The 22502-nt window shown below is 43.8% G+C and carries 14 protein-coding genes and 1 other RNA gene; 13 read left to right on the top strand and 2 right to left on the bottom strand.

What is annotated here, in order from left to right; genetic code table 11:
* The first annotated feature begins 62 nt into the window (after window positions 1-62).
* Window positions 63-8207 carry an SIALI-17 repeat-containing surface protein gene (locus tag I6H78_RS03745; protein ID WP_198460119.1) on the top strand — a complete coding sequence of 2715 codons (8145 nt, stop codon included), beginning with the start codon at window positions 63-65 and terminating at the stop codon, window positions 8205-8207.
* Between the two features lie 167 nt (window positions 8208-8374).
* On the opposite strand, the gene pbp1a is transcribed toward I6H78_RS03745, so the two are convergent.
* Together pbp1a and recU are read right to left on the bottom strand one after the other, a co-directional pair.
* Window positions 8375-10543, bottom strand: coding sequence for a penicillin-binding protein PBP1A (gene pbp1a / locus I6H78_RS03740; protein ID WP_198460118.1), 2169 nt, complete (start codon window positions 10541-10543; stop codon window positions 8375-8377).
* The gene (recU, locus tag I6H78_RS03735; RefSeq protein WP_198460117.1) at window positions 10540-11136 is read right to left on the bottom strand and encodes a Holliday junction resolvase RecU; all 597 of its coding nucleotides are present in this window, start codon (window positions 11134-11136) and stop codon (window positions 10540-10542) included. Before recU ends, pbp1a begins: the two co-directional genes overlap by 4 nt.
* Window positions 11137-11202: 66 nt before the next feature.
* Here recU and I6H78_RS03730 point away from each other — a divergent pair, with 66 nt between their 5' ends.
* The 12 genes from I6H78_RS03730 to fni all read left to right on the top strand — a co-directional run bounded on the left by I6H78_RS03730 (window position 11203) and on the right by fni (window position 22431).
* Entirely contained in the window at window positions 11203-11730 is a 528-nt protein-coding gene (locus I6H78_RS03730) for an SLOG family protein (protein WP_000199581.1), read from the top strand.
* A gap of 69 nt (window positions 11731-11799) precedes the next feature.
* A complete protein-coding gene (gene gpsB / locus I6H78_RS03725; protein ID WP_007518509.1) occupies window positions 11800-12129 on the top strand; it encodes a cell division regulator GpsB in 330 nt (109 codons plus the stop codon).
* Window positions 12130-12149: 20 nt separating this feature from the next.
* An RNA gene (gene rnpB / locus I6H78_RS03720) (RNase P RNA component class B) lies at window positions 12150-12531 on the top strand.
* Window positions 12532-12614: 83 nt separating this feature from the next.
* Entirely contained in the window at window positions 12615-13772 is a 1158-nt protein-coding gene (locus tag I6H78_RS03715; RefSeq protein WP_198460116.1) for a THUMP domain-containing class I SAM-dependent RNA methyltransferase, read from the top strand.
* 12 nt (window positions 13773-13784) lie between these two features.
* Window positions 13785-15227 (top strand): cell division site-positioning protein MapZ, encoded by a 1443-nt coding sequence (gene mapZ, locus I6H78_RS03710; RefSeq protein ID WP_198460115.1) that lies wholly within the window; start codon window positions 13785-13787, stop codon window positions 15225-15227.
* Window positions 15228-15302: 75 nt separating this feature from the next.
* Window positions 15303-16727 carry an NADP-dependent phosphogluconate dehydrogenase gene (gene gndA / locus I6H78_RS03705; RefSeq protein WP_198460114.1) on the top strand — a complete coding sequence of 475 codons (1425 nt, stop codon included), beginning with the start codon at window positions 15303-15305 and terminating at the stop codon, window positions 16725-16727.
* Between the two features lie 11 nt (window positions 16728-16738).
* The gene (locus I6H78_RS03700; protein ID WP_198460113.1) at window positions 16739-17428 is read left to right on the top strand and encodes a response regulator transcription factor; all 690 of its coding nucleotides are present in this window, start codon (window positions 16739-16741) and stop codon (window positions 17426-17428) included.
* A 99-nt stretch (window positions 17429-17527) separates the two neighbouring features.
* Window positions 17528-18520 (top strand): choline-binding protein CbpF, encoded by a 993-nt coding sequence (gene cbpF / locus I6H78_RS03695; protein WP_198460112.1) that lies wholly within the window; start codon window positions 17528-17530, stop codon window positions 18518-18520.
* A 118-nt stretch (window positions 18521-18638) separates the two neighbouring features.
* Window positions 18639-19517 (top strand): mevalonate kinase, encoded by an 879-nt coding sequence (gene mvk, locus I6H78_RS03690; protein WP_198460111.1) that lies wholly within the window; start codon window positions 18639-18641, stop codon window positions 19515-19517.
* A complete protein-coding gene (gene mvaD, locus I6H78_RS03685) occupies window positions 19499-20452 on the top strand; it encodes a diphosphomevalonate decarboxylase (protein WP_198460110.1) in 954 nt (317 codons plus the stop codon). Before mvk ends, mvaD begins: the two co-directional genes overlap by 19 nt.
* Window positions 20439-21446 (top strand): phosphomevalonate kinase, encoded by a 1008-nt coding sequence (locus tag I6H78_RS03680; protein WP_198460109.1) that lies wholly within the window; start codon window positions 20439-20441, stop codon window positions 21444-21446. Before mvaD ends, I6H78_RS03680 begins: the two co-directional genes overlap by 14 nt.
* Complete coding sequence (gene fni, locus I6H78_RS03675; protein WP_198460108.1) at window positions 21430-22431, top strand: type 2 isopentenyl-diphosphate Delta-isomerase; 1002 nt, start codon at window positions 21430-21432, stop codon at window positions 22429-22431. The genes I6H78_RS03680 and fni overlap by 17 nt, the downstream gene beginning before the upstream one ends.
* The last annotated feature ends 71 nt before the right edge of the window (window positions 22432-22502 follow it).

The raw sequence follows: 22502 nt of genomic DNA, 5'->3' as shown, positions 1-22502 counted from the left end.
CTTTTTCAAAGGAGAAATGATACCGCTTACTCATGTATGCGGATGAAAGGAATAGGAGAAAGATGGATAGACATTTTTTTGAGAAACGCTGTCACTATAGTATAAGAAAATTTGCAATTGGTGCAGCCTCCGTTATGATTGGTGCTAGTATCTTTGGCGCCAATATGGTTCAGGCGGCAGAAACAGCTACACCTTCAGAGACAGAGGGAAGTATCACTCATGTTCAAGCCTTGGATAAGTTACCAGAGGATTTAGCCGCTGCGCTTGAAAAAGCAGATGCAGAAGCTGCAACAGAAGCAAGTCATGAAGAAACTCCAGCGACTGATGAGGGAACCAATCCTACATCAAGTGAAGAGGCAAAACCAGAGACAAGTCCTACAAGTCCCAAGCCAGCAGAAACGCCGAAACCGGTTGAAACACCAAAGGCAGACAAACAACCTGCGGAAACCACTACACCAGCAGTAAAACCAGCTGAAAAGCAAATTGAAGATAGAGAAGATGTCAACCATCTTGAGGGTGCTACTGCTCAGGCGAGCAACCATGAGACTGGGACCAACTTTACTGCAGATAAGGCTATCGATGGAGATGACAATACCCGTTGGGCTACAGATAGAGATGCAGTAAAACCAACCTTCGAATTAACTCTTCCAAAAACTACCCTCATCAAGCATGTAGAAATTGACTGGGATCGTCGTCTTCGTAATGGGCAAAATGACCCCAATATCAAATCTTGGAGTCTCTACTACGCAGGCCAAGAAGACGTGGGCGCTAACGGAGAAAAACAATGGAAACTTGCTCATACCAAGACTGGAGATCCTGTTTTAGATGAGAAAGTTGACTTAGCCAATAGTATTCAAGCTAAATATCTCAAGTTAGAGATCAATGACTATCAAGCGGGCACAATGAACTGGAGAAACGTTGGAATCCAAGAAATTCGAGCTTATTCTAACGTTCCGGACCATAGTAAGGTAACGGATATCCGCCAAGTAACCGAACTAACAGTAGCAGAAGATGGACAGTCTCTTGTCTTACCAACTTTACCAGGAAAAGTCAGTCTCATCGGAAGCAATAAACAAGGTGTAATTGACCTTCAAAATCGTATCTATAAACCTCTGACTGATCAACGTATCAAGGTCATGGTCCAGCAAATCAGAGACAGTCAAACTTTCACTAAGGAATTTGAAGTAGTCATCAAGGGCCTACATCAGGACGAAGGTGTGGGTGTGAAACCAAAAGTAGCACCAGCTGTTCAACAATGGTATGGGAAAGAAGGCCAATCTTCTATCACTTCAGATACAGTCCTTGCGACGGGTGATTCTGGCTTTGATCAGGCTGCAACCTTCTATCAGTCAGACCTTGCCAGCCGTGGATTGGAACTAGCAACAGGTGACAAGCAGGCTCAAAAACGAATCGAGTTTAAAAAGGTTGAAAACAAGGGTTATGGTAAAGAAGGGTACGGCATCACTATCCAAAATGATGTGATTACCATCGAAGCTGCCACAAACACAGGAGCCTTCTACGCCACTCGTACTCTTCTTCAAATGGGAGAAACAGACCTACAAAATGGCGAAATTCGTGATTTCCCAAGTTTCAGCCACCGTGGCTTTATGCTAGATACAGGTCGTAAATTTATCCCTTATGACACTCTTGTAGACATCATGCTCAACATGGCTTACTACAAGATGAACGACTTGCAGTTGCACCTCAACGATAACTATATCTTCCTAAAGGAACACTTGGCAGGTAAGAATTTAAGTCCAGAAGAACAACTCAAGTATGTTCTTGAACATGCCAAGACTGGTTTCCGTGTGGAGACAGACATTGTTGGTAAGAATGGTCAAAAATTGACATCAGATGAGCATTATACCAAGGAAGAAATGCAAAATCTGATTAAACTGGCCAAGGCCTTGCATATCAACCTAGTGCCAGAAATTGACACACCAGGTCACGCCTTGTCCTTTGTCAAAGTCCGCCCAGACCTCATGTATCAAGGTAGTTTGAGTGATTATGCTGGCAAACACAATGTTGAACGTGTTGCCATGCTCGACCTAGATAATAAATACGATGAAACGCTAGCTTTTGTCAAATCAGTTTATGACAAACTCCTCGATGGTCCAGATGCACCACTTCATGGGGTATCCACTGTTCATATCGGAACGGATGAATACTATGGCAGCAGAGAAAGCTATCGCCGCTATGTCAATGACCTTATCAAATACATTAAAGGAAAGGGTTACACTCCTCGTATCTGGGGCTCACTCAGTGCGAAACGAGGGAACACCCCTGTTGATTGGAACGGAGTAGAAGTTGATATCTGGAGTATCGGATGGCAACGACCAAATGAAGCCATTGCTCAGGGAGCTAAGATTATCAACATCACGGATGTACCGACCTATAGTGTGCCAAGTGGAAGCAATAGTCAAGCAGCCTACGGGGACTATGCTAACTACGAACGTCAGTACAATAGCTGGACACCAAATGATTTTAGAACAGGTGGAGGTCCGCTTCTACCAGCTTCTCATCCAAGTATCCTTGGTGGTGGTCACGCAGTTTGGAATGACAATATTGACCTTCATGAGACAGGTTTGACCTCTTATGATATCTTTAAACGCTTCTTCAAGAGCATGCAAACTACTGCGGAGCGCACTTGGGGATCTGATCGTGCAGCTGCGACCTTTGCAGAACGTACCCTACCAACGAGCCCTTATGCGCCACAGTCAAATCCTGATAAAGAGGTTGATCAAAGCGACTTGTTTACCATCAATCCTGAAACAGTCAAGAACTATGCAAGCAAGAAAGTGAAGGCAAGCGAACAGGGATTGGCTTTTGAGAAAGACAGCAGTATCGAAGGATTGGCTGGTGATGTTGGTCCAAGTCATGTCTTGAAGTTTGATGTAACTGTCACTGGAGACGGGGAACAAACCTTCTCAACAAGTGGTGACAACCGTATCTATCTAGCTGATAAAGACGGCTACCTTGCTTACCAGTTTGAACAGTTCCATATCCAATTCAATAAAAAACTTGAAAAGAACAAACGTTATCAAATCTCCATCGTGACCAAACCACAATCTACAGAAGTCTATGTGGATGGTGAAAAGATTGAGCGTATTGCAAATCCAGCTCACCCTCGCTTTGCCCACAATAGCTTGGTATTACCGCTTGAAAGCATCGGTGGTTTCAAAGGAATCTTGCATAGCGCAGAGTTGTCAGACAAACCATTTGTAAATCCTCGCTTGATTTCAAATGATAAGATTACGGCAACCGCAAGCAGTCAGCAACTTCCAGGGAACGCGACTGAAGGCGCTGTTGAAAAGGCCTTTGACAATGATCCAAATACCTTCTGGCATACTAAATGGACTGGTGACACTGCTCCATACACCCTTACTATGACCTTGAAAGAAGCAGAAAAAGTCAATGGCTTGACTTATCTCCCACGCCCAGGTGGTGGAAATGGTGTTGTGACGCGCTACGAAATCTACGCACAAAAAGATGGCCAAATGGTCAAGGTTTCAGAAGGAAGCTGGGACAACAACGCCCAAGAAAAAACAGTCAACTTTACGGCGGTACATACAAACAAGATTGAGTTGAAAGTATTGGAAGGCGTTGGTGGTTTTGCAAGTGCAGCTGAAGTTCATCTATTGAAACCTGTCAAAGAAGAGCAAGAAACGCCTGCACCAAGTCAACCAGAAAAACCAACTACACCTGAAAAACCAAAAGTAGAGCAAACTGGTGATGGAACAGTTGAATTGGCTGATCAATTTACTGCAAGCAAACCAGCTAGCGAAGACAGCATTGCAGCTGCTAGCAAGAGCGCAGACTATCTCAAGAAAGAGTACAAGGTCTTCCCAACGCCACAAAAAGTGACTTATGGCGAAGGTGTCACAGCTCTTCGCAAGCAAGTCAATCTGGTCATGGGCGATCAGCTCGATATCTATACTCGTAATCGCTTGAAGAGTGTTTTGCAGGACAATCAAGTATCTTATACAACTGGTAAGGCGGCAATCGCTGGCGCAACCAATATCTATCTTGGAGTGCATGGACAAGGTTCACAAGCAGAGCAAAACTTGTCCAATGTTTCAGCAGGTCTCTTTGACAAGATTGACGCCTATGTCTTGAGCATCAAGGATAATTCGATTTCCATCGTCGGAAAAGACACTGATGCAGTTTTCTATGGTTTGACAACCTTGAAACACATGCTCAAGGAAAGCCAAGTGCCAGTCCTTCGCAATGTGACAGTAGAAGATTACGCAGAGCTCAAGAACCGTGGTTTCATCGAAGGTTACTATGGAAACCCATGGTCTAACGCAGATCGTGCAGAGCTCATGCGTTTTGGTGGCGATTTGAAATTGAACCAATACTTCTTTGCACCAAAAGATGATCCATACCACAACAAGAAATGGCGTGAACTCTATCCAGAAGAAAAACTAGCTGAAATCCGTGAACTTGCTCGTGTTGGAAATCAAAGTAAAACCCGCTATGTCTGGACCATCCATCCATTCATGAACAACCGTATCCGCTTTGGCAATGAAGCACATTACCAAGAAGATTTGGCAACCATCAAGGCTAAATTTACTCAGTTGATGAAAGTGGGTGTCCGCGAATTTGGTATCCTTGCAGATGATGCTCCAAGCCCAGTCGGAGGCTACAATAGCTACAACCGCTTGATGCAAGATATGACCAAGTGGTTGACTGAAATGCAGGGAACTTACAGCGGTCTTCGCAAAGAAATGATCTTTGTTCCTGGCCAGTATTGGGGTAATGGACGTGAGGATGAGTTGAAATCCCTCAATGAAAATCTCCCAAGATCAACAACCATGACCTTGACGGGTGGTAAGATTTGGGGTGAAGTATCTGAAAGCTTCCTTTCAACTCTCAAAAACAATCTATCCGCAGGTGGCAAGACCTATCGCCCAGTTTCACTTTGGATTAACTGGCCTGTAACAGATAACTCGAAACAACACTTGATTCTAGGTGGTGGTGAGAAATTCCTTCATCCAAATGTGGATCCAAGCTTGCTGTCTGGTATCATGTTGAACCCAATGCAACAGTCTGAACCATCTAAGATTGCCCTCTTTTCAGGAGCTCAATACTCATGGAAACAGTGGAAATCAGAAGAAGAAGCTAAGAAAATCAATGACATTGCCTTCAACTTTGTAGAAAATGGTCATTTTGAAGATAGCAAGGTATCAGCAGCCTTCCGCGAACTTGGTAAGCACATGATCAACCAAAACATGGATAATCGTGTCGTCAAACTAGAAGAATCTGTAGACTTGGCTCCAAAATTAACAGACTTCATGACCAAGCTCAAAGCAGGTCAGGATGTGACTGCAGAACGTGCAGCCTTGCGTGCAGAATTTGCCAAGATTAAAGAAGCAGCCGAACTCTATAAAGCATCAGGTGATAAAAAAATGGTTGCGCAAATCCACTATTGGTTGGATAATGCAATCGACCAAATGAATGCCCTCGATGCCTTCCTTACAGGAACTGAAGCCATGGCTACAAACGATGCAGCCAAACTTTGGGATAGCTACTATAAAGGTTTGAAATTGTACGAACAGTCTCAAACTCACACCTTCCATTATGTAGACCATATGGAAAAAGCTGAATTGGGTGTTCAACATATTCGTCCATTTATCCTATCCTTGAAAGAAGTTCTAGCGTCTGAAGTTCAAAAAGTCTTGCATCCAGACCAAATCATCAGCACCTTTATCACCAATCGAACAGGTGTAGAAGGTGGTTTGGCAGAAGTAACGGATGGCGACTTGGCAACTCATGCGATTATTAAATCACCAAACAGCATCAAGACAGGTGATTATATTGGTATGAAGTTCAACAAGCCGGTAGCGATCCAAACCTTGACCTTTGCAATGGGAACGCAGGCAAATCCACGTGATACCTTTAGTAAGGCAGAAGTGCAGTATCAAGATGAAAACGATAACTGGATAACCTTGAAAGAGCCAAGCTATGTCGGAAATGAATCCCTACTTAAGTTTGAAAATCTCACTATCAAGGCCAAGGCAGTTCGCATGATTGCGACAGCAGACCGCGAGAACACTTGGTTTGCAGTTCAGGAAATTGCAGTCAACCGTCCAGTTGAAAAAGCTCGTAGCCAACAAGCAACGACAGTTAGTCTAAGCTCAAACTTAGTTTACAAACTAAATACCTCAGCTCATCAAATCACTGATGGCAAGGACAATACAGAAGCCATGATGGCAAATGCTGATGGTAGCAATACAACTCCAGTAGATGCCTGGGCACAACTTGACCTCGGTGAAGTCAAGTCAGTCACTAAAGTACGGCTTCGCCAAGGAACGGGTGATAAGCTTGCTGCAGGTGTACTTGAGTACTCTACAGATGGAACTGCATGGCAAGAGTTGGATCGCCTATCAGGAGAACAAACCAAGGAAGTGACCAGAGCGATCAACGCTCGTTACATCCGAGTCCGCAATACCAAGGCCCTCGACCTCTGGTGGCGTATCCAGGACTTCTCTGTTGAGACACGCTCTGGAAACAGTGAGTTAACAGACACCAACGTCGACGCCTTGAAGGAAACACCAGTAGTGGATAGCTTGGGCAGTTACGAACTTCAAATTCCAGCTGGAACCAAACTCCCTGCTCATAGGTATCTAGGAATGAAGCTTGACCGTATCCATCAGATTAAGAGCATCCAGCTCCAAGGTCAGGCAAACCCTGCTCTTAGTCTAGAGTACTCTGCAAATGCGCAAGAGTGGACGCCAGCTAGCCAGTTGACAGACAGATCTGTAGTGAGTCACTTGGTACGTTATGTGCGTCTGGTCAATAAAACAGATCAGGAACAAGCTGTGACAGCCACTTCTCTACTTGTGACGACCAAAGAAGTGCAACCAACCAAACTAGAATCCACAACAATGGGCATTCATCCAACATACGGAAGCAATGATGTTCGTAAGCTGAACAACCTAGATCAACTATTTGACGGTGTTTACAACAACTTCGTTGAGTTTTCAGACTACGCCCATAAAGATGGCCACGTAACCTTGAAACTTGGTAGCGAACGCACTATCAAGAAGATCAGAGCCTACATCCAAGACGGAACTCAAAACTACCTTCGTGATGGTAAGATTCAAGTCAGCCAAGACGGTAAAACTTGGACAGATGTCGTGACAGTAGGAGATGGTGTGGCCAATAGCCAACACGATGATTCATTGACAGATGGTTGGACACATGATTCTAAGATGCCAGGAAATCGCTATATCGAGGGTGAATTGACAACACCAGTCAAAGCTAACTATCTCCGTGTCCTCTATACAGCAGACTATGATGCCCGTTTTGTAGGCTTTACAGAATTGGTCATCAACGATGGTGAATTTGTCAAACCAATCAATGATCCAACAGTAGAAGGAAGTAGTGGAGAAAGCCAAGGCAATCTTTATAATAATCTTGTAGATGGCAAAGTCTTGACCAGCTACAAGTCTGAAAAAGACAAGGGCGAATTGGTGTATCACTTATCTGAGCCAACCAATGCCAATCACCTTCGTCTCATTTCCAGTCTTCCTGAAGGAGCTAAGGCACGTGTTCTTGCGAGAACACTGAAGGATGGTCAGGACAGTTGGCTAGACCTCGGTGCCATTACATCCAGTCTCCAAACCTTCGCTATCCGAAATGGTGGCACTCTTCTAGATGTCAAATTAGCCTGGGAAAGTGGCAAGGCCGAGTTTTATGAATTGGCAAGCTTCTATCAAGAATTAACAGAGGAAGCTGTTCAATCAAGCAAGGGTGAAGAACCAGCACCAGTGCTTGAAGTTCCTGAATTTACTGGTGGTGTCAATGCAGTTGAAGCCCTAGTGCATGACCTTCCAGAGTACACAGGCCCAGTAGCGACAGTAGGTGACCAAGCTGCTCCAACAGTAGAGAAACCTGAGTTCAAGGGTGGTGTCAATGCAGTTGAAGCCTTAGTCAATGAAGTACCAGAGTACACAGGCCCAGTAGCGGCAGTAGGTGAGCAAGCTGCTCCAACGGTAGAGAAACCTGAGTTTAAACTTAGCTCACTTGCTTCAGATGAAGGTAAGACACCGGCACCGGATCTAAAACAAGAAGTGACGAAGCAAGAAACTACTGAACAAAGCTTGCCAGCAACAGGTGAGAGCCAATCTGACACGGCCCTCTTCCTAGCAGGTGTTAGCCTAGCCCTATCTGCTCTCTTTGTAGCAAAAACAAAGAAAGACTAGTATTTAGTAAAACCTCTTAACAAGATTACGAAATCCGTTTCCTATCTTTCCCAATGAGGTTTATAGTACAGAAAAAGCCTGAGAAGATGTCTTCTCAGGCTTTTGTCAAGCACATAAATGCAATAGTGCTATGAAAAAATCACCCAGAAAAATCCGGGTGATAAATGTTATGGTTGTGCTGGTTGAGGATTCTGATTTTGGTTCTGGTTTTGTTGACCAGGCGTTGTATTTGGTTGCTGGTTATTGGTATTATTGTTTGCACTATTATTCGTGCTTGGAGTAGTTGTACTAGACTGTGAAGTTGAGCTTTCTGATGATGAGCTTGAACTTTCAGTTGATGGGGCTTGCTGTGGAGCAGGTGTAGTCCATGTAGAACGAGCACCATTTTTAAATACGAATTCCCCACTTCTGTAGAGACCCTCAGGCATAGTCCAGTCACCAGGATGATCATCTTCGGAGAGATAAGTCATCATTGAACGGTAGACCTTAGCTGCAACATAGAAGCCATCACCAACGATAGGAGTAAGACGATTTGAGTAACCTGTCCAAACTGCCATTGAATATTTACGAGTATAGCCAACGAACATTTCGTCCGGAGCTACATAACCCGTATTTTTAATGTAGTTTTCAATCTCATCATCTGTATAGTTTGACGTACCAGTTTTACCAGCTTGTGGTAGCCAAGGGAGGTAGGCTCCTCGACCAGTTCCGTATGCCAAGACGGTTTTCATCATATCTGTCATCATATAGGCTGTCGTTTCTTTCATAGCACGTGTACCAGAATCAGAGAATTCTTTTGAACTGCCATCACTAAAGACAATCTTGTTGATATACATAGGTTTACGGTAGATACCACCGTTAGCAAAAGAAGCGTAAGCAGCAGCCATTTTCTCGCTACTTGCTCCATACTTTTTGTCCGACTCAGTCGTGTTACTTGAAATCGCGTTGGCATAGTGCATATCTGGATAGTCAATACCGATTCCATTTAGGAAGGTCTTGGCTCTATCCAAACCGACTTTGTTCAAGGTTTCTACAGCTGTAACGTTTCGTGATTGTTGGAGCGCATATTGGATGGTGATATTTCCAAAATAACTTCTATCCCAGTTGTAAACAGGGGTATCTGTTCCAGGATAGTTATAAGGAACATCGTGTACAATCGAAGCAGTTGAATCGTAGATGTCATACTCCAAGGCAGGAGCATAGTCTGTGATTGGCTTCATGGTAGAACCCCAGTCACGGTTGGTTTCAACAGCTTGGTTGATTCCGAAGGAAACATTGCTTGATTGGTGACGAGAACCTAACTGAGCAATGACTTTCCCGTTTGTCACATCCACGATTGTTGAAGCTACTTGCATTTCATCATCTGGATAGTTGACATACTCGTCAGTATTGTAGATATCCCAGAGATGTTGTTGAACTTTAGGATCAACGTTGGTGTAGACATCCATACCAGTCGTTAAGAGGTTGTAGCCTGTTTCTTGTTCGACTTGATCGATTACCTCTTTGAGATAGTTGTCCATGTATGGAGGATAGCTATTAGCCGATTTTAGACTTTGAAGTCCATCTGTAATCGGAGTATTAATTGCTTTTTCATATTGCTCAGCTGTAATGTAACCTTGCCCCTTCATCTCAGAGAGGACGAGATTACGACGTTCTTGAGCAGCTTCTGGATGCGAGTATGGATCATACTGGTTTGGAGCCTGAGGCATACCGGCAAGGAGAGCCAGTTGAGGAATACTTAAATCTTTGAGATCCTTGCCATAGTAACTTTGGGCAGCTGTCTGCATTCCGTAGTTACCGTTTGACATGTAAACCTTGTTGATGTAGTAGGTCAAGATCTCTTGTTTAGTCGCTTTTTGTTCTAGCTGAACGGCGAGCCATGCCTCCTGAGCCTTACGAGAAAGGTTTTGGTCAGAAGTTGACGTAGAGAAGTAAGTTAATTTAATCAACTGCTGCGTCAAGGTTGAAGCTCCTTGCAGACCTCCCCCCCCACGAAGGTTTCGTAGGGTAGCACCTAGGATACGGATCGTGTCGATTCCTCGGTGATTAAAGAAGCGATGGTCCTCAATTGAAACAATAGCGTTGACCAAATCGGTCGGTATTTCGTTTGCTTGAGCATTGACCCGACGTTCCGATCCAAGATCAGCGATAAGCTCGTCATTGCTATCATAGATCTTACTTGACGTTGTAGCGACTAGTTTACTTTCAGAAAGTTCTGGAGCCTTGCTAACATAGTAGAGGAAGAGACCTCCACCAAGCATTACAGCTGCGATAAATACAGTTAAGAGACTGATACTGACATATTTAGCTATTCGCAGAAAAGTTTGTTTGTTCATCTTGTTTTACCACCTAGTAAATGTTCTTTGATAATGTCGAGGTAGGGAATTTGAGGAAAGGCACCAGGCTCAATCCGATATCCATTTTCTCGAATATATCCAAGTGGCATTGACTTCTGTCCCTTATCTTGATGATAGAAACGGATGAGGTCAATAGCCGGCAATAAGTAGGTTTCTTGCTGAGAAGAAAAGTGAAGAAGTACAAAGCAGATTCCTTGCTGGGCAAGGACTTGTTCCATATGCTGGATCTGATGGAGATGAAAATTCTTCATCGGAATCGCATGTTTTTGCCTGGTTTCCTTTGCTTCAAAGTCGATGTAGTATCCATCATAAACCCCTGAATAGTCAGTAGTTGAAGCTTGTCTAAAGTAGGCTTCAACAATCTTGGCACGACTTCGTTGGGGATAGTCGACACGTACGATTTGGATGGGAGTCGGTTTCTTGTGAATAACAGCTAACCCATGCGACAAATAGTAGTCGTTCGTAGCATTGATCATCTTTTCAAAAGACATTCCCCGATTTGCGAAATTTTTAGTTTGTGTCAGGGGTGCTTGCCTCTTTTGAGATGAAATTTTATGTGGATAGTTGACCATAATTCTCCTTATTGGTACAATAACATCACTCTATTATATCATAAATTTACAAAGAAAGGGTTAAAAATGACATCAGCCTTGATTTTAGGCTATTCAGCCTTCGACCTTGGTCTCTTTAATGACAAGGATATTCGCGTTGATATTATCAAAACAGCTATTCGGAGAGACTTGGAACGTCTAGCAGAGGATGGGGTGACCTGGCTTGTCTTTACAGGGACCTTGGGCTTTGAGTACTGGGCGCTTCAGGTGGCAAAAGACATGAAAGCAGACTATGGATTTCAACTGGCGACCATTTTTGATTTTGAAACCCATGGCAGTAATTGGAATGAAGCAAATCAAGCGAAATTGAGTGAGTTCAAGCAGGTTGATTTTGTCAAATACGCCTATCCACAATATGAGCACAAGGGACAATTACGCGATTATCAGAAATTTCTGCTGGAAAATACAGATACTTGTTACCTTTTTTACGACGAAGAAAACGAAACCAAGTTACGATATTTTTACCAAATGATGAAAAATCAAGCGGACTATGTTACAAGAAGATTAACATTTGAGGACTTGAATGAAATAGTAGAAAATTTTTCTGAAAAGTAAGCCTTTGACCTTGATTTTTACTTGTCTTTTTTTATATAATAATACTAGTAACCCAGAATGGAGAGAGACATGGCAAGTATTATATTTTCAGCGAAAGATATTTTTGAACAAGAATTTGGACGTGAAGTACGTGGATACAGCAAAGCAGAGGTCGATGAATTCCTAGACGATGTGATTAAGGACTATGAAACCTACGCAGCTTTGGTCAAATCCCTTCGTCAAGAGATTGCTGATTTGAAGGAAGAATTATCTCGTAAACCACAGGTGGCTCCAACTCAACCAGACTCTATTGAAGTAACAGCTTCTACTTCAATGACAAACTTTGATATTTTGAAACGCTTAAATCGTCTCGAAAAAGAAGTATTTGGTAAGCAAATCTTAGACAACCAAGATTTATAATTGACTAAGGAATGAGTGCAATTTTTGGATAATCGCGTGAAGAGGTTCTCTTTTCATGAGGAAAGTCCATGCTAGCACAGGCTGTGATGCCTGTAGTGTTTGTGCTAGGCGAATCCATAAGCCTAGGGACGAGAAATCGTTACGGCAGTCGAAATGGCTAAGTCTTCGGATAGGTCAGAATAGGCTTGAAAGTGCCACAGTGACGGAGTCTTTCTGGAAACAGAGAGAGTGGAACGCGGTAAACCCCTCAAGCTAGCAACCCAAATTTTGGTCGGGGCATGGAGTGCACGGAAACGAACGTAGTACTCTGACTGCTAGCAGATTTATGCTGTTAGCGGTAGACAGATGATTATCGAAGGAAGTGGTCCTAGTCACTTCTGGAACAAAACATGGCTTATAGAAAATTGCATATAGGTTGGGGCTGAGAAATCTTTCTCAACCTCATTTTTTAAAGTGAACAAGAGAAAGGTCTTGCAAGACTAGAAATGAAAGAACAATTTAATTTAATCGCAACTGCTGCGGCGGGTCTTGAGGCTGTCGTTGGACGAGAGGTGCGAGACCTGGGTTATGATTGCCAGGTTGAAAATGGGCGTGTCCGCTTCCAAGGAGATGTGAAGGCAATCATCGAGACCAATCTTTGGCTTCGAGCAGCGGATCGCATCAAGATTGTAGTCGGAAGCTTTCCAGCTAAGACCTTTGAAGAGCTCTTTCAAGGAGTTTTTGCTCTAGATTGGGAAAACTATCTCCCGCTAGGAGCACGTTTCCCGATATCAAAGGCAAAATGTGTGAAGTCTAAACTCCACAACGAACCCAGTGTTCAGGCTATTTCTAAGAAGGCTGTTGTAAAGAAATTACAAAAACACTATGCCCGTCCAGAAGGAGTTCCCTTGATGGAAACTGGTCCCGAGTTTAAGATTGAGGTATCTATCCTGAAAGATGTGGCAACGGTCATGATTGACACGACAGGCTCCAGTCTCTTTAAACGTGGTTATCGTACGGAAAAGGGTGGAGCGCCGATCAAGGAAAATATGGCAGCGGCCATTTTACAACTATCTAACTGGTATCCAGACAAGCCCTTAATTGATCCGACCTGTGGTTCAGGAACTTTCTGTATCGAGGCGGCTATGATTGCCAGAAAAATGGCTCCAGGCCTTCGCCGTTCCTTTGCTTTTGAGGGATGGAACTGGGTCAGTGATCGGATAATCCAGGAAGTTCGCACAGAGGCGGCTAAGAAAATGGATCGTGAACTTGAGCTGGACATCATGGGCTGTGATATAGATGCTCGCATGGTGGAAATTGCCAAGGCAAATGCTCAAGCAGCAGGTGTCGCAGGTGATATCACCTTTAAGCAAATGCGGGTACAGGACTTGCGCACAGACAAGATTAATGGCGTTATCATTTCCAATCCACCATATGGGGAACGCTTGTCTGATGATGCAGGAGTTACCAAGCTCTATGCTGAGATGGGACAGGTTTTTGCACCACTGAAAACGTGGAGTAAGTTTATCCTGACGAGTGACGAAGCTTTTGAAAGCAAGTACGGAAGTCCAGCTGATAAAAAGCGAAAACTCTATAATGGGACCTTAAAAGTGGATTTGTATCAATACTTTGGTCAGCGTGTCAAACGCCAAGAGGTAAAATAGAAAGGTGAACTCATGAGTAAGAAAAGACGTGATCGTCATAAAAAAGGACATCAAGAACCACAATTCGACTTTGACGAAGCAAAAGACTTGACTGTTGGTCAAGTCATTCGTAAGAATGAAGAGGTTGAAGCAGGAGTATTGCCTGAGGACAATATCTTAGACAAATACATCAAACAGCACCGTGAGGAAATCGAAGCTGACAAGTTTGAAACTCGTCAGTTTAAAAAAGAAGAGCTAGCTTCTACTCAAAACCTCGAGGAAATGATCCAAGAAGTTCGTGAATCAAGTGAACCTTCTGATCAGGTAGACGATTCAGACCTGGTTGCTGAGGGATCTATTGAAGAGGTAGATAATGAAGAGACTACTCAGTTTGTTCCACCACTTCAAGATGAAGAAAGTGCTGAAATAGAGCCTCTCGTTTTAACAGAAACAGAGCCCAAGCAAATAAATGAGGAACAAGAAGAGGAGGCCTATACACCTCTATCACGTTCGACTCAAACAGAACCTGAAACAGGATCTAAGAAGAAAGCTGTCATCATCATCATTGCTTCAGTGGTCGCTGCAATCCTTGTGCTTGCTGGAACATATTATGTCTACCGTCAAGTATCTCGTTCAAACCAAGAGATCCAGTCTTCTCAAGCAGCCTCTTCGGATGATCAAGGAACACCAACCGCTTTGAAGGACTTCAATGATCTCTATGATACTTTCTATACGGATGCTAATAAGACAGCTCTGAAAAACAGCCAGTTTGATAAATTGAGCCAACTGAAAACCTTGCTAGATAAGTTAGAAGGTAGCCGTGATTATACACTTGCTAAGTCAAAATACGATAGCCTAGCAACTCAAATCAAGGCCATTCAAGATGTCAATGCCCTCTTTGAAAGTCCAGCTATTACTGATGGTGTCTTGGATACCAATGCTAAGGCCAAATCAGATGCTAAGTTCACGGAAATTAAAACGGGAAATACAGAGCTTGATAAACTGTTAGATCAGGCGATTAGTCTTGGTAAGAGTCAACAAACCAGTGCTTCCAGCTCAAGTTCTAGCACGAGTCAAGCAAGCTCAAGTTCAGCTACAGAAAGCAATGCAAGCAGTACGACACCTTCAACAAGCACTACGACACCGGCTAGAGATACAAATGGTGGTTTGTCTGGCGATGGGGTTAATCTTCAAAGAAGTGCTAGTCGTGTACCCTACAACCAATCAGCTGTAGACGATAGCAACAATCCTGCCTGGACGTTTGCAGATGGTGTATTGGAACAAATCCTAGCAACCTCACGTGCTCGTGGCTATATAACTGGCAACCAATACATTCTCGAACGTGTCAATATTGTAAACGGAAACGGCTATTACAACCTCTACAAACCAGATGGAACTTACCTATTCACCCTCAACTGTAAGACTGGTTACTTTGTAGGGAATGGTTCTGGTCACGCTGATGACTTGGACTACTAGGAGACCGTTACAAAATTCTTTCCTTTCATAGGTAAAAATGATAAAATAAAACATATCAAACAAGAGGAGTGTCACATGACAAAAGCTAACTTTGGTGTCGTTGGTATGGCCGTAATGGGTCGTAACCTTGCCCTAAATATCGAATCTCGTGGTTATACAGTTGCCATTTACAACCGTAGTAAAGAAAAAACAGAAGACGTAATTGCCTGCCATCCTGAAAAGAACTTTGTGCCAAGCTATGACGTGGAAAGCTTTGTAAACTCAATCGAAAAACCTCGTCGTATCATGCTCATGGTTCAAGCTGGACCTGGTACAGACGCAACTATCCAAGCCCTTCTTCCACACCTTGATAAGGGTGATATCTTGATTGACGGAGGAAACACTTTCTACAAAGATACCATCCGTCGTAATGAAGAATTGGCAAACTCAGGGATCAACTTTATCGGTACAGGGGTTTCCGGTGGTGAAAAAGGTGCCCTTGAAGGTCCTTCTATCATGCCTGGTGGACAAAAAGAAGCCTACGAATTGGTTGCTGATGTTCTCGAAGAAATCTCAGCTAAAGCACCAGAAGATGGCAAACCATGTGTGACTTACATCGGTCCTGATGGAGCTGGTCACTATGTAAAAATGGTCCACAACGGTATCGAGTATGGTGATATGCAATTAATCGCAGAAAGCTATGACTTGATGCAACACTTGCTTGGCCTTTCTGCAGAAGACATGGCTGAAATCTTTACTGAGTGGAACAAGGGTGAATTGGACAGCTACTTGATCGAAATCACAGCTGATATCTTGAGCCGTAAAGATGATGAAGGTCAAGATGGACCAATCGTAGATTACATCCTCGATGCTGCAGGAAACAAAGGAACGGGTAAATGGACTAGCCAATCAGCTCTTGACCTTGGTGTGCCATTGTCACTCATCACTGAGTCAGTATTTGCTCGCTACATCTCTACATACAAAGAAGAGCGTGTGCATGCTAGCAAGGTCCTTCCAAAGCCAGCTGCCTTCAAATTTGAAGGTGACAAGGCTGAGTTGATTGAAAAGATCCGTCAAGCCCTTTACTTCTCAAAAATCATTTCATACGCACAAGGTTTTGCCCAATTGCGTGTGGCTTCTAAAGAAAATAACTGGAACTTGCCATTTGCGGATATCGCATCTATCTGGCGTGATGGCTGTATCATCCGTTCTCGTTTCTTGCAAAAGATTACAGATGCCTATAACCGTGATGCAGACCTTGCAAACCTTCTCTTGGATGAGTACTTCTTGGATGTCACTGCCAAGTACCAACAAGCAGTGCGTGATATCGTAGCTCTTGCTGTTCAAGCTGGTGTACCAGTGCCAACCTTCTCAGCTGCCATCACTTACTTTGACAGCTACCGTTCAGCTAACCTTCCAGCTAACTTGATTCAAGCGCAACGTGACTACTTTGGTGCCCACACTTACCAACGTAAAGACAAAGAAGGAATCTTCCACTACTCTTGGTATGACGAAAAATAAGTAGGTCTGCCATGGGGAAACGGATTTTATTACTTGAGAAAGAACGAAATCTCGCTCATTTTCTCAGTCTGGAACTCCAAAAAGAGCAATACCGTGTTGATCTGGTCGAGGAGGGGCAAAAAGCCCTCTCCATGGCTCTCCAGACAGATTATGACTTGATTTTACTGAATGCTCGTCTGGGGGATATGACGGCCCAGGATTTTGCAGAGAGGCTGAGTCGGACAAAACCAGCCTCAGTGATCATGGTCTTGGACCATCTCGAAGAATTGCAAGACCAGATTGAGACAATCCAGCGCTTCGCCGTTTCTTACATCTATAAGCCAGTGATTATTGATCAGCTGGTGGCTCGTATTTCAGCGATTTTCCGAGGTCGGGACTTTATCGACCAACACTGTAGCCAGATGAAGGTCCCAACGTCTTACCGCAATTTACGTATGGATGTAGAACATCATACCGTTTATCGTGGCGAGGAGATGATTGCTCTGACGCGCCGTGAGTATGACCTTTTGGCCACTCTCATGGGAAGCAAGAAGGTCTTGACTCGTGAGCAGTTATTGGAAAGTGTTTGGAAGTACGAAAGTGCGACAGAAACCAATATTGTGGATGTTTATATCCGTTATCTACGTAGCAAGCTTGATGTAAAAGGTCAAAAAAGCTACATTAAAACCGTGCGTGGTGTTGGGTACACCATGCAAGAATAGAAAAGCAGTTGCAGTTGTGTAACTGCTTTTTTTGAGGACTTTCTATATATTGACATACAGTAAAGTCTTTGCTACAATCAGTTATGGAGGAAAAATCTAATGAAAAAAATTAAAATAATGATGCAAGTTTTACTCGCAGTCTTTTTCTTTGCTTTGCTAGCGACAAGCACCGTATTGGCGGATGATGATTCAGAAGGCTGGCAATTTGTCCAAGAAAATGGTAGAACCTACTACAAGAAGGGGGACCTCAAAGAAACCTACTGGCGAGTGATTGATGGGAAGTACTATTATTTTGATCCTTTATCTGGAGAGATGGTTGTCGGCTGGCAATATATACCTGCTCCACACAAAGGGGTTACGATTGGTTCTTCTCTAAGGCAAGATATTGCTTTTAGACCAGATTGGTTTTACTTTGGTCAAGATGGGGTATTACAAGAGTTTGTTGGCAAGCAAGTTTTAGAGGCAAAAACTGCTACAAATATCAACAAACATCATGGGGAACAATATGATAGTCCAGCAGAGAAACGAGTCTATTATTTTGAAGATCAACGTAGTTATCATACCTTAAAAACTGGTTGGATTTCTGACGAAGGGCATTGGTATTATTTACAGGAGGATGGTAGCTTCGATGCTCGTATCGACAGTTTAACGGTTGGGGAGCTAGTGCGTGGCTGGGCCAATGATAACTCAACTTGGTACTATCTAGATCCAACAACTGCTATTATGCAAACTGGTTGGCAACAACTTGGCAACAAGTGGTACTACCTCCGTTCATCAGGAGCCATGGCAACTGGCTGGTATCAAGAAGGCTCAACTTGGTATTATTTAGATGAACCAAATGGCGATATGAAAACGGGCTGGCAATACCTTGGGAACAAGTGGTACTACCTCCGTTCATCAGGAGCTATGGCAACTGGTTGGTATCAGGAAGGTTCGACTTGGTATTATCTAAACGCAAATAATGGTGATATGAAGACGGGTTGGTTCCAAGCCAATGGTAAATGGTACTATGCTTATAGTTCAGGTGCTTTAGCAGTGAATACGACCGTAGAAGGCTATTCTGTCAACTATAATGGCGAATGGGTTCAATAATGAAAGAGGCGATTGTGAATGGAAACAATCGCTTTTTTTGTGAAAATATAATAAAATAGATAGGAGAAAATACTACTGTATGAAATGAGACGGTCTTTTCGTCTGGTTAAAGGAAAACATGACAAAAAAAGTTGGTGTCGGTCAGGCACATAGTAAGATTATTTTAATAGGAGAGCATGCGGTAGTCTACGGCTATCCAGCTATTTCTCTGCCTCTTTTGGAGGTGGAGGTGACATGTAAGGTTGTCCCTGCAGCTAGTCCTTGGCGTCTGTATGAGGAGGATACCTTGTCCATGGCAGTGTATGCCTCGCTGGAGTATTTGGATATCAAAGAAGCTTGTATTCGATGTGTGATTGACTCGGCTATCCCTGAAAAACGGGGAATGGGTTCGTCAGCGGCTATCAGCATAGCGGCCATACGTGCGGTATTTGACTACTATCAAGCCGATCTGCCTCATGATGTACTAGAAATCTTGGTCAATCGGGCTGAAATGATTGCCCATATGAATCCAAGTGGTTTGGATGCCAAGACCTGTCTCAGTGATCGACCTATTCGCTTTATTAAAAACGTTGGATTTACAGAGCTTGAGATGGATCTATCTGCCTATTTGGTGATTGCTGACACGGGCGTGTATGGTCACACTCGTGAAGCTATCCAAGTGGTTCAAACTAAGGGTAAGGATGCTCTGCCGTTTTTGCATGCCTTGGGAGAATTGACCCAGCAGGCAGAAGATGCGATTAGACGAAAAGATGCTGAAAAACTGGGACAAATCCTCAGTCAAGCGCATTTACATTTAAAAGAAATTGGTGTCAGCAGCCCTGAGGGAGACTCCCTCGTTGAAACGGCTCTTAGCCATGGTGCTCTAGGTGCCAAGATGAGTGGTGGTGGGCTAGGAGGCTGTATCATAGCCTTGGCAACCAATTTGACACACGCTCAAGAACTAACAAAACGATTAGAAGAGAAAGGAGCTGTTCAGACATGGATCGAGAGCCTGTAACAGTACGTTCCTACGCAAATATTGCCATTATCAAATATTGGGGAAAGAAAAAAGAAAAAGAGATGGTTCCTGCTACTAGCAGTATTTCTTTGACCTTGGAAAATATGTACACAGAGACGACCTTATCGCCTCTACCGACGGATGCGATGGCTGATACCTTTTATATCAATGGTCAGCTCCAAAATGAGGCTGAGCATGCCAAAATGAGCAAAATCATTGACCGCTACCGCCCGGCTGGGGAAGGTTTTGTCCGTATTGACACTCAAAACAATATGCCTACAGCAGCGGGCTTGTCCTCAAGTTCGAGTGGTTTATCCGCCTTGGTCAAGGCTTGCAATGCTTATTTCCAGCTTGGTTTGAATCGGAGTCAGTTAGCGCAGGAGGCTAAGTTTGCCTCAGGTTCTTCCTCTCGGAGTTTTTATGGACCACTAGGTGCCTGGGATAAGGATAGTGGGGAAATCTACCCTGTAGAGACAGACTTGAAACTAGCTATGATTATGTTGGTGCTGGAGGACAAGAAAAAACCAATCTCTAGCCGTGATGGGATGAAACTCTGTGTGGAAACCTCGACGACCTTTGGTGATTGGGTGCGCCAGTCTGAGAAAGATTATCAGGATATGCTGGTTTATCTCAAAGAGAATGACTTTGCCAAGGTTGGGGAACTAACGGAGAAAAATGCTCTTGCTATGCATGCTACGACCAAAACAGCATCGTCAGCCTTTTCATATCTGACGGATGCGTCCTATGAAGCGATGGACTTTGTCCGCCAGCTTCGTGAGCAAGGAGAAGCCTGCTACTTTACTATGGATGCTGGTCCCAATGTCAAGGTCCTCTGTCAGGAGAAAGACTTGGAGCATTTATCAGAAATCTTCGGTCAACGTTACCGCTTGATTGTGTCAAAAACAAAGGATTTGAGTCAAGATGATTGCTGTTAAAACTTGCGGAAAACTATACTGGGCAGGTGAATATGCTATTTTAGAGCCAGGACAGTTAGCCTTGATAAAGGCCATCCCCATCTATATGAAGGCTGAGATTGCTTTTTCTGATAGCTACCGTATCTATTCAGACATGTTTGACTTTGCAGTGGACTTGACGCCAAATCCTGCCTATAGCTTGATTCAAGAAACGATTGCTCTAGTGGAAGATTTTCTTACTTACCATGGCAAGACCTTGCGACCTTTTTCCTTGGAAATCCGTGGGAAAATGGAACGAGAAGGCAAAAAGTTTGGTCTGGGTTCTAGTGGTAGCGTCGTTGTTTTGGTCATCAAGGCCCTGTTAGCTCTATATGATATTACGGTTGATCAGGATCTCTTATTCAAGCTGACCAGTGCTGTCTTGCTCAAGCGAGGCGACAATGGTTCCATGGGAGACCTTGCCTGTATTGTGGCAGAGGATTTGGTTCTCTACCAGTCTTTTGATCGAAAGAAGATAGCTACGTGGTTGGAAGAAGAAAGCTTGGCGACAGTTTTGGAGCGTGATTGGGGCTTTTCTATCTCACAAGTGAAACCAACCTTAGAATGTGATTTCTTAGTGGGATGGACCAAGCAAGTAGCTGTGTCTAGTAACATGGTCCAGCAAATCAAGCAAAATATCAATCAGAATTTTTTAACTTCCTCAAAAGCAACGGTGTCTGCTTTGGTAGAAGCCTTGGAGTTGGGGAAAGCCGAAAAAGTTATCGAGCAAGTAGAAGTAGCCAGTCAACTTTTAGAAGGTTTGAGCCCAGATATTTACACGCCTTCGCTGAGACAGTTGAAAGAAGCCAGTCAAGATTTGCAGGCTGTTGCCAAGAGTAGTGGCGCTGGTGGTGGTGACTGTGGCATTGCCTTGAGTTTTGATGCGCAATCGACTGAAACCATAAAAAATCGCTGGGCCAATCTGGGGATTGAGCTCTTATACCAAGAAAGGATTGGACATGACGACAAATCGTAAGGACGAGCACATCCGCTATGCCCTTGAGCAAAAAAGTTACTATAACAGCTTTGATGAGGTAGAGTTGATTCATTCTTCCCTGCCTCTTTATGACCTGGCTGAGATTGATTTGTCTACAGAATTTGCAGGTCGAAAGTGGGACTTTCCTTTTTATATTAATGCCATGACAGGTGGAAGCGATAAGGGGAGAGAAATCAATCAAAAGCTGGCTCAGGTGGCAGAAGCCTGTGGGATTTTGTTTGTGACGGGATCATATAGCGCAGCCCTCAAAGATCCAACAGATGACTCTTTTTCTGTCAAGTCTAGCCATCCAAAGCTCCTCCTTGGAACCAATATTGGATTGGACAAGCCTGTTGAGTTAGGACTTCAGACTGTAGAAGCGATGAATCCTCTTCTCCTGCAAGTGCATGTTAATGTCATGCAGGAATTACTCATGCCCGAGGGAGAAAGAAAGTTTCGAACTTGGCAATCGCATCTAGCAGACTATAGCAACCAAATCCCCGTTCCAATCATTTTAAAGGAAGTGGGATTTGGGATGGATGTGAAGACCATCGAAAGAGCCTATGAACTTGGTGTTCGTACAGTGGACCTGTCAGGTCGTGGTGGCACCAGCTTTGCCTATATCGAAAACCGTCGCAGTGGCCAGCGTGATTACCTCAATCAATGGGGCCAGTCTACTATGCAAGCCCTTCTCAATGCCCAAGACTGGAAAGACAAGGTCGAACTTTTGGTTAGCGGAGGGGTTCGAAATCCTCTTGATATGATTAAGTGCCTGGTCTTTGGAGCTAAGGCTGTAGGACTGTCGCGTATCGTTCTAGAGTTGATTGAAACCTACTCCGTCGAAGAGGTGATTGGCATTGTCCAAGGCTGGAAAGAAGATCTGCGCTTGATCATGTGTGCCCTTAATTGTGCAACCATAGCAGATCTGCAAAACGTAGACTATATTCTTTACGGTAAACTAAAAGAAGCAAAAGATCAGATGTAGAGAGGTCGGGACAAGAATCCCGCCCTTTTTTGTAGCCTTTTGCCAACTGTGGTGAGTTGATGAAACCTAGC

Source organism: Streptococcus oralis, from assembly GCF_016127915.1.
In the GTDB taxonomy this organism is placed as follows: domain Bacteria; phylum Bacillota; class Bacilli; order Lactobacillales; family Streptococcaceae; genus Streptococcus; species Streptococcus oralis_BO.
This window is presented reverse-complemented; position numbering and strand designations above follow the sequence as displayed.